Here is a 7,447-nt window from a genome sequence, read left to right as displayed (position 1 = left end):
GGCCCGGCCGGAGGGGACGTCCGGAGGGGCGGGGAATGGACTGCGGTGACCATGACTTGAGGTTGTCGCAGGCCCGAGGCCCCCACCAGGGACTTTGTCTCTATCGAGGCATAAGCTGGGTTTATGGGATGCGCTGTGTGAGCGAGTGGGAGGAGAGCGCGGAGGTGAACGGAGGCGGCGGTGAGGTGCGGCCGCCCGGGGCGTCGCTGGCGCACCGGGTTCCGGATCTGGGCGCGCTGGAACTGCTGCTGGCCGTGGCGCGGCTGGGCAGCCTGGGCGGTGCGGCGCGGGAGCTGGGCATCACCCAGCCCGCGGCGAGCAGCCGGATCCGNNCTGGTGGACCGCTCGCCGCGCGGCTCACGGCTGACGGACGCGGGCGCGCTGGTGACGGACTGGGCGCGGCGGGTCGTGGAGGCGGCGGAGGCCTTCGACGCGGGGACGCAGGCCCTCCGGGACCGGCGGGACTCGCGGTTGCGGGTGGCGGCGAGCATGACGATCGCGGAGTACCTGCTGCCCGGCTGGCTGATCGCGCTGCGGGCACACCGGCCGGACACGGCGGTCTCGCTGCTCGCCGGGAACTCGGCGATGGTCGCCGAGCGGCTGCTGGACGGCGAGGCCGACCTCGGGTTCGTGGAGGGGCTGACGGTCCCGACCGGCCTGGACTCCGTGGTGATCGCCCATGACCGGCTGACCGTGGTGACCGCCCCCACCCACCCCTGGGCCCGCCGCCGACGCCCGCTGGACGCGGCGGAACTCGCCTCGACCCCGCTGATCCTCCGGGAGGAGGGCTCCGGGACCCGGCAGGTCCTGGACGCCGCGCTGGGCGGCCTGGCGCGCCCGCTGATCGAGCTGTCCTCGACGACGGCGGTGAAGGCCTCGGCGGTGAGCGGGGCGGGACCGGCGGTACTGAGCGAACTGGCGGTGGGCGACGAACTGTCCCTGCGCCGCCTGGTGACCGTACCGGTGGAGGGCGTCGCCCTCAGGCGCGCCCTGCGCGCGGTCTGGCCCACCGGCCACCGCCCGGCGGGCCCGGCCCGCGACCTGCTGTCCCTGACCCGCTCGGGAACCGGCTGAACAAGGTACGGGGCACGGTGGACAGGTGCACGGAGCACGGGGCACACCCCATGAACCGGTCCCGAGAGGATCACGAGCCGGACGCCGCACGGACCAGGTCACGCATGACCCGGGGGTCCTCGCCCATCTCCGGATGCCACTGGACACCGAGCACCCAGTGGGCGGCGGAGGGCAGTTCGATGGCCTCGACGGTGCCGTCCGACGCGTGGGCCGAGGCGATCAGCCCCTCGCCGAGGCGGTCGACGGCCTGGTGGTGGTAGGTCGGGACGCTCGTCTCCTCCGGGACGGCCGCGGCGTAGCGGGTGCCGGGGACCGGCGTGACCGGGTGGCCGCCGAAGACGCCGACGACCTCGGCGTGCCCGTCCAGGTGCTGGACCAGGGTGCCGCCGAGGGCGACGTTCAGCAGCTGCATGCCCCGGCAGATGCCGAGCAGCGGGACCCGAGCGCTCAGCGCGGCCTCGATCAGGGCGAGTTCCCAGGTGTCCCGGGCCCGTGCGGGCGGACCCGTGCGGGGGTCCGGCTCGGCGCCGTAGCGCTCCGGTTCGACGTCGGGGCCGCCCGCGATCACGAGCCCGTCGAGCCGGGCCACCGTCGCCGCCGCCCGCTCCGGCAGGTCCGGCGGCAGCATCGCGGCAAGCCCGCCCGCCCGCTGCACCAGCCGTGGATAGCCGGCCGGCAGCAGCGCCGCGTCCAGCTCCCACACCCCCCAGCGCGTCCCGGTCTCCAGGTAGGTGCTGATGCCGATCAGCGGTCGTCGTCCGGTCATACGGCCCTCCCTGCCCGCAATGGTGTACGACCATACCTTTGGGGAACGCCGGCCCTCCTCACGCTCCGGCGCCCGCCCGGCCCCCTCATGTGAGAAAGCCCCGCAGCAGCGCCGCCGTGCCCGCGCAGTGCTCGCGCATCATCTCCCGCGCCCCGTCCGCGTCCCCCTCCAGCACCGCCTCCACCAGCGCGATGTGCTGCCGCTGGGAGTGCTCCAGGTTGCGCACCAGCAGGGGTATGCAGTCCAGCAGGTCGTTCACCGTGGCCCGGACCGCCGCGTACTGCGCGGTGAGGCTCGGGGAGCCGCACAGTTCGGCGAGCGTCAGGTGCAGCATCGTGTCCAGCCGGCGGTAGTCCGCCAGCGGTGCGTCGTACGTGAGCTCCAGCGCATCGCGCAGCCGCTCCGCCCGCTCGCCGGTCAGCCCGTCCGCCGCGCACAGCCCCGCCGCGCCCACCTCCAGCACCTCGCGGAAGCGCAGCACGTCCTCGATGTCGACGCCGGCGACCCGGCGCCGCAGCTCGTCCCCGCCGCCCCCGTCCGCGCGGGGCAGCACGAACGTGCCGCCGTAGCGCCCGCGCCGCGCCTCAATCAGCCCCTGGTCCTGGAGCACCTTCAGCACCTCGCGCAGCGTCACCCGGCTGATCCCCAGCCGCTCCGCCAGCTCCCGCTCGGCGGGCAGCCGCCCGCCGGCCGGCACCAGGCCGAGCCGCACCACCTGCAGGACCTGCTCCAGGGCCTCCTCGAAGCCGTTGCCCGCGCGCACCGGCCGCAGCACCGCCGTGAGCCGGTCGCCCGGCACCTCGGGGCTCGTCTTGTGCGTCATCCGGCCGCGCCCCCTTCCCAGGCAATGGTTCTCGGCAATACCTTATGGCTCCCGGCGTCGGTCGATGAAGCCCCAAGGAGGCTCGCCCGTGGCAGACCGCACACCCCCGCTCGCCGTAGAGGAACTGCACGCCCTCGTCGCGGGCGGTGAGATCGACACGGTGGTCCTGGCCTTCCCGGACATGCAGGGGCGGTTGCAGGGCAAGCGGTTCGCCGCCCGTTTCTTCCTCGACGAGGTCCTCCAGCACGGCACCGAGGGCTGCAACTACCTCCTCGCCGTCGACACCGACATGAACACCGTCGACGGTTACACCATGTCCTCCTGGGACCGCGGCTACGGCGACTTCGCCATGCATCCGGACCTCTCCACGCTGCGCCGCATCCCCTGGCACCCGGGCACCGCCCTGGTCGTCGCCGACCTCGCCTGGAACGACGGTTCACCGGTGGTCGCCGCGCCCCGCCAGATCCTGCGCCGCCAGCTGGACCGCCTCGCCGAGCACGGCCTCACCGCCCAGGTCGGCACCGAGCTGGAGTTCATCGTCTTCCAGGACACCTACGAGCAGGCCTGGGACGCCGGCTACCGCGGGCTCACCCCGGCCAACCAGTACAACGTCGACTACTCGATCCTCGGCACCGGCCGGATCGAGCCCCTGCTGCGGCGGCTGCGCAACGACATGGCCGGCGCCGGCCTCACCGTCGAGTCCGCCAAGGGCGAGTGCAACCCAGGCCAGCACGAGATCGCCTTCCGCTACGACGAGGCGCTCGTCACCTGCGACCAGCACGCCCTCTACAAGACCGGCGCCAAGGAGATCGCCGCCCAGGAGGGCGTCTCGATCACCTTCATGGCCAAGTACAACGAGCGCGAGGGCAACTCCTGCCACATCCACCTCTCCCTCGCCGACGCCGACGGCACCAACGTCATGGCGGCGGGCGGCGGTGACGGCATGTCCGACCTCATGCGGCACTTCCTCGCCGGACAGCTCGCCGCGCTGCGGGACTTCTCCCTCCTCTACGCCCCCAACATCAACTCCTACAAGCGGTTCCAGCCGGGCTCGTTCGCGCCGACCGCCGTCGCCTGGGGACACGACAACCGCACCTGCGCCCTCCGGGTCGTCGGCCACGGCCGCTCCCTGCGCTTCGAGAACCGCCTGCCCGGCGGTGACGTCAACCCGCACCTGGCGGTGGCCGGACTGGTGGCGGCGGGGCTGTACGGGGTGGAGCAGAAGCTGCAACTGCCCGAGCCCTGCCGGGGCAACGCCTACAGCGCCGACTTCGAGCACGTCCCCACCACCCTCCGCGAGGCCGCCGAGCTGTGGGAGAACAGCCCCGTCGCCAAGGCCGCCTTCGGGGACGAGGTGGTCGCGCACTACCGCAACATGGCCCGGGTCGAGCTGGACGCCTTCGACGCCGCCGTCACCGACTGGGAGCTGCGCCGCTCCTTCGAACGCATGTGAGGCCTCCTTGTCCGACCCGCACGAACTCCAGGTGCTCGACCCGGCCACCGAAGTGGTGGTCGCCACCGTCCCCGCCGCCGGCGCGGACGACGTCCGCCGCGCCGTCGAACGGGCCGTCGCCGCCCAGCGCGCCTGGTCCGGCGCCGCACCCGCCGACCGGGCCCGGCTGCTGCGCCGCTTCGCCGACGTCGTCGACGCCCACATCGAGGAGCTGGCCCTGCTGGAGGTCCGCGAGGCCGGGCACCTCCTCGGCAACGCCCGCTGGGAGGCCGGCAACGCCCGCGACCTGCTGCTGTACGCGGCCGGCGGGGCCGAACGCCTGCTCGGCCGGCAGATCCCGGTCCCCGGCGGCTGGGACGTCACCTTCAAGGAACCCCTCGGCGTGGTCGGAGTCATCGCCCCCTGGAACTTCCCGATGCCGATCGCCGGCTGGGGCTCCTTCCCGGCCCTCGCCGCCGGCAACGCGGTCGTCCTCAAGCCCGCCGAGACCACCCCGCTCACCGCGCTCCGGCTGGCCGAACTGGCCCTGGAGGCGGGCCTGCCCGAGCACCTCTTCCAGGTGCTGCCCGGATTCGGCCACACCGCCGGACGCGCCCTCGTCGACCACCCCGACGTGGCGAAGATCGTGTTCACCGGCTCCACCCGCACCGGCCGCGAGGTCATGGAGCGCTGCGCCCGGCACACCAAGCCGGTCACCCTCGAACTCGGCGGCAAGAGCCCCAACGTCGTCTTCGCCGACGCCGACCTCCGGGCCGCCGTCGACCCGTTCTCCTTCCTCGACAACTCCGGTCAGGACTGCTGCGCCCGCACCCGCGTCCTGGTCCAGGAGTCCGTCCACGACGAGGTCCGTGAACTGCTCGCCGAGGCGCTGGCCGCCGTGGTGGTGGGCGACCCGGCCGACGAGAAGACCCAGATGGGGCCGCTGATCTCCCGCCAGCAGCTCGACCGCGTACGGTCCTACGTCCCCGAGGACGCCCCGGCGCTGCGCGGCAGCGTGCCCGACGGGCCGGGCTTCTGGTTCCCGCCGACCGTCCTCACCGGCGAGCGGCACGACTCGGACGCGGCCCGCGAGGAGATCTTCGGCCCGGTCGCCGTGCTGTTGCCCTTCACCGACGAACAGGACGCGATCCGCCTCGCCAACGACACCCCGTACGGCCTCTCCGGCTCCATCTGGACCCGCGACGTCGGCCGCGCCCTGCGCGTCTCCCAGGCGGTGCGGGCCGGCAACCTGTCCGTCAACTCGCACTCCAGCGTCCGCTACTGGACCCCGTTCGGCGGCTTCAAGCAGTCCGGCGTCGGCCGTGAGCTCGGGCCGGACGCGCTGGACGCCTTCACCGAGACCAAGAACGTCTTCATCAGCACGGAGGGCCCCGCACAGTGAGCGCACCGCGTCCCGACACCCAGGCCGTCGTCTGCCGCCGTCTGGTCGGCCGCACCGCCGTCGTCACCGGAGCCGGCAGCGGTATCGGCCTCGCCGCCGCGCGCCGGCTCGCCTCCGAGGGAGCGCGCGTCGTCTGCGGCGACGTCGACGAGACCCGCGGCAAGGCCGCCGCCGAGGAGGCCGGCGGGCTCTTCGTCAAGGTCGACGTCACCGACCCCGACCAGGTCGAGGCGCTGTTCCAGGCGGCGTACGACACCTATGGGAGCGTCGACGTCGCCTTCAACAACGCCGGTATCTCGCCGCCCGACGACGACTCGATCCTGGAGACCGGACTGGAGGCGTGGAAGCGGGTCCAGGAGGTCAACCTCACCTCCGTGTACCTGTGCTGCAAGGCCGCCCTGCCCTACATGCGGCGCCAGCGCCGGGGCTCCATCATCAACACCGCGTCCTTCGTGGCCCGGATGGGCGCGGCCACCTCGCAGATCTCCTACACCGCCTCCAAGGGCGGCGTGCTGGCCATGTCCAGGGAACTGGGTGTCCAGTTCGCGAGGGAGGGCATCAGGGTCAACGCCCTGTGCCCGGGACCGGTCAACACCCCGCTCCTGCAGGAGCTGTTCGCCAAGGATCCGGAGCGGGCCGCGCGCCGGCTCGTGCACATCCCCCTCGGACGGTTCGCGGAGGCCGAGGAGATCGCCGCCGCCGTCGCCTTCCTCGCCAGCGACGACTCCTCCTTCGTCAACGCCACCGACTTCCTGGTCGACGGGGGCATCGCGGGGGCGTACGTCACTCCGCTGTAGACCCCTGTGGTCGTGCCGCGGCAGGTCCTCCTACAGTTCCGGGGTGAGCATGACACCCCCGCCCGGCTGGTACCGCGATCCGTCGGCCCCGCACCTGGAGCGCTGGTGGGACGGCACGGCCTGGACCGACCACCGGCGCGCCCCCGAGGCGCCCCAGCCCATGCCGCCGACGCCGCCACCGCCGCCCGCCGGCGGGGGCTCGACCCGGGCCAAGGCGGTGGCCCTGACCACCGCCGGGGCCGTTCTGTTCGCCGCGATCGTCACGGGGGCCGTCGTGCTGGGCCGCGACGACGGCAGCGGCTCCGGCGTGCGGGCCGCGCCCTCGTACCCCTCCGCCACGACGGCCGCCCCCTCCACCGTCGCACCGTCCTCCTCCCCGTCCGCCACCGGCGACCCGTCCGTCGTCGTGGACCAGCTCGACGGCATCACGCTGCCGTTGCCCGACGGTTGGGAGAAGCCGCAGTACGCCGCCGACGACGACGCTGTGATGACCACCCGGGGCACCTACGACTGCCCCGCCCGCACCGGTGTGTGCCGGCACGGAGTGGTCATCACGCGCACCGCGAGCGGGACCGACCTGACCGCACCCAAGGCCCTGGCGGAACGCGACATCGCGGACGCGGCCGACCAGGCGTACGACGAGAACGCGGCCGGACAGCGCCTCTACGGCGGCATCACCTCGCACCGGGCCGTCGCCTCCGGCCAGATCGCGGTGGCGGGCCGCGCCGGGTACTTCGTGCGCTGGCGGGTCAGGACCGCACTGGGCCCCGGCGGTTACGTCGAGTCGCTGGTCTTCCCGTCCAGCGTGGGCACCGAGGCGCCGGTCGTCGTCCGCTTCGTCTTCGACGCGGGCCCGGACGGGCCGCCCCTGTCCGACATCGAACGGATCACCAAGGGCATACGGCCCGTCGGCGACGCCGCCACGGGCGGCGGCGTCGGCAGCAGCATCGGCCCGTCCAACTGAACCGCCGGGCGAAGCCGTTCAGAGGAAGGTGTGGCCCTCGCCCCGGTACGTCGGCACGGCCGCCGTCACGCGGTCGCCCTCCACCAGGTGCAGCGTGTCGAACCGCTCGCACAGCTCGCCCGCCTTCGCGTGCCGGAACCACACCTTGTCGCCGATCAGCAGGTCGTCGGCGGGCGAGCCGAGCAGCGG

At 73.6% G+C, this 7,447-nt stretch carries 6 protein-coding genes and 2 pseudogenes; 5 read left to right on the top strand and 3 right to left on the bottom strand.

The features are described from left to right. Positions 1–128 precede the first annotated feature (128 nt). Positions 129–1,074 (top strand): annotated as a pseudogene (locus BZY54_RS35125) (LysR family transcriptional regulator). A gap of 70 nt (positions 1,075–1,144) precedes the next feature. On the opposite strand, the gene BZY54_RS35120 reads toward BZY54_RS35125, so the two are convergent. Together BZY54_RS35120 and BZY54_RS35115 are read right to left on the bottom strand one after the other, a co-directional pair. Then, positions 1,145–1,840, bottom strand: coding sequence for a gamma-glutamyl-gamma-aminobutyrate hydrolase family protein (locus tag BZY54_RS35120; RefSeq protein WP_086729372.1), 696 nt, complete (start codon positions 1,838–1,840; stop codon positions 1,145–1,147). A gap of 85 nt (positions 1,841–1,925) precedes the next feature. Further along, positions 1,926–2,663 (bottom strand): FadR/GntR family transcriptional regulator, encoded by a 738-nt coding sequence (locus tag BZY54_RS35115; protein WP_086729371.1) that lies wholly within the window; start codon positions 2,661–2,663, stop codon positions 1,926–1,928. An 88-nt stretch (positions 2,664–2,751) separates the two neighbouring features. On the opposite strand from BZY54_RS35115, the gene BZY54_RS35110 reads away from it, so the two are divergent. Genes BZY54_RS35110 through BZY54_RS35095 form a run of 4 tightly spaced genes read left to right on the top strand, consistent with a single transcriptional unit; the run spans position 2,752 to position 7,258 of the window. Beyond that, on the top strand, positions 2,752–4,116 hold the full coding sequence (locus BZY54_RS35110; protein ID WP_086729370.1) for a glutamine synthetase family protein: 1,365 nt from the start codon (positions 2,752–2,754) through the stop codon (positions 4,114–4,116). 7 nt (positions 4,117–4,123) lie between these two features. Then, positions 4,124–5,497, top strand: a complete 1,374-nt coding sequence (locus BZY54_RS35105) for an aldehyde dehydrogenase family protein (RefSeq protein ID WP_086729369.1) — start codon at positions 4,124–4,126, stop codon at positions 5,495–5,497. Continuing rightward, positions 5,494–6,294: a 3-oxoacyl-ACP reductase gene (locus BZY54_RS35100; protein WP_086729368.1), complete on the top strand. Its 801-nt coding sequence runs from the start codon at positions 5,494–5,496 to the stop codon at positions 6,292–6,294. Before BZY54_RS35105 ends, BZY54_RS35100 begins: the two co-directional genes overlap by 4 nt. 49 nt (positions 6,295–6,343) lie before the next feature. Continuing rightward, the gene (locus tag BZY54_RS35095) at positions 6,344–7,258 is read left to right on the top strand and encodes a DUF2510 domain-containing protein (RefSeq protein ID WP_086729367.1); all 915 of its coding nucleotides are present in this window, start codon (positions 6,344–6,346) and stop codon (positions 7,256–7,258) included. An 18-nt stretch (positions 7,259–7,276) separates the two neighbouring features. Here BZY54_RS35095 and BZY54_RS49740 read toward each other — a convergent pair. Continuing rightward, a pseudogene (locus BZY54_RS49740) lies at positions 7,277–7,447 on the bottom strand (amino acid deaminase/aldolase); the annotation flags it as partial.

Source organism: Streptomyces carpinensis (assembly GCF_002154505.1).
Classification (GTDB): domain Bacteria; phylum Actinomycetota; class Actinomycetes; order Streptomycetales; family Streptomycetaceae; genus Streptomyces; species Streptomyces carpinensis.
Note: the sequence above shows the minus strand (reverse complement) of the source record. Positions and strands in the feature narration are given on the sequence as shown.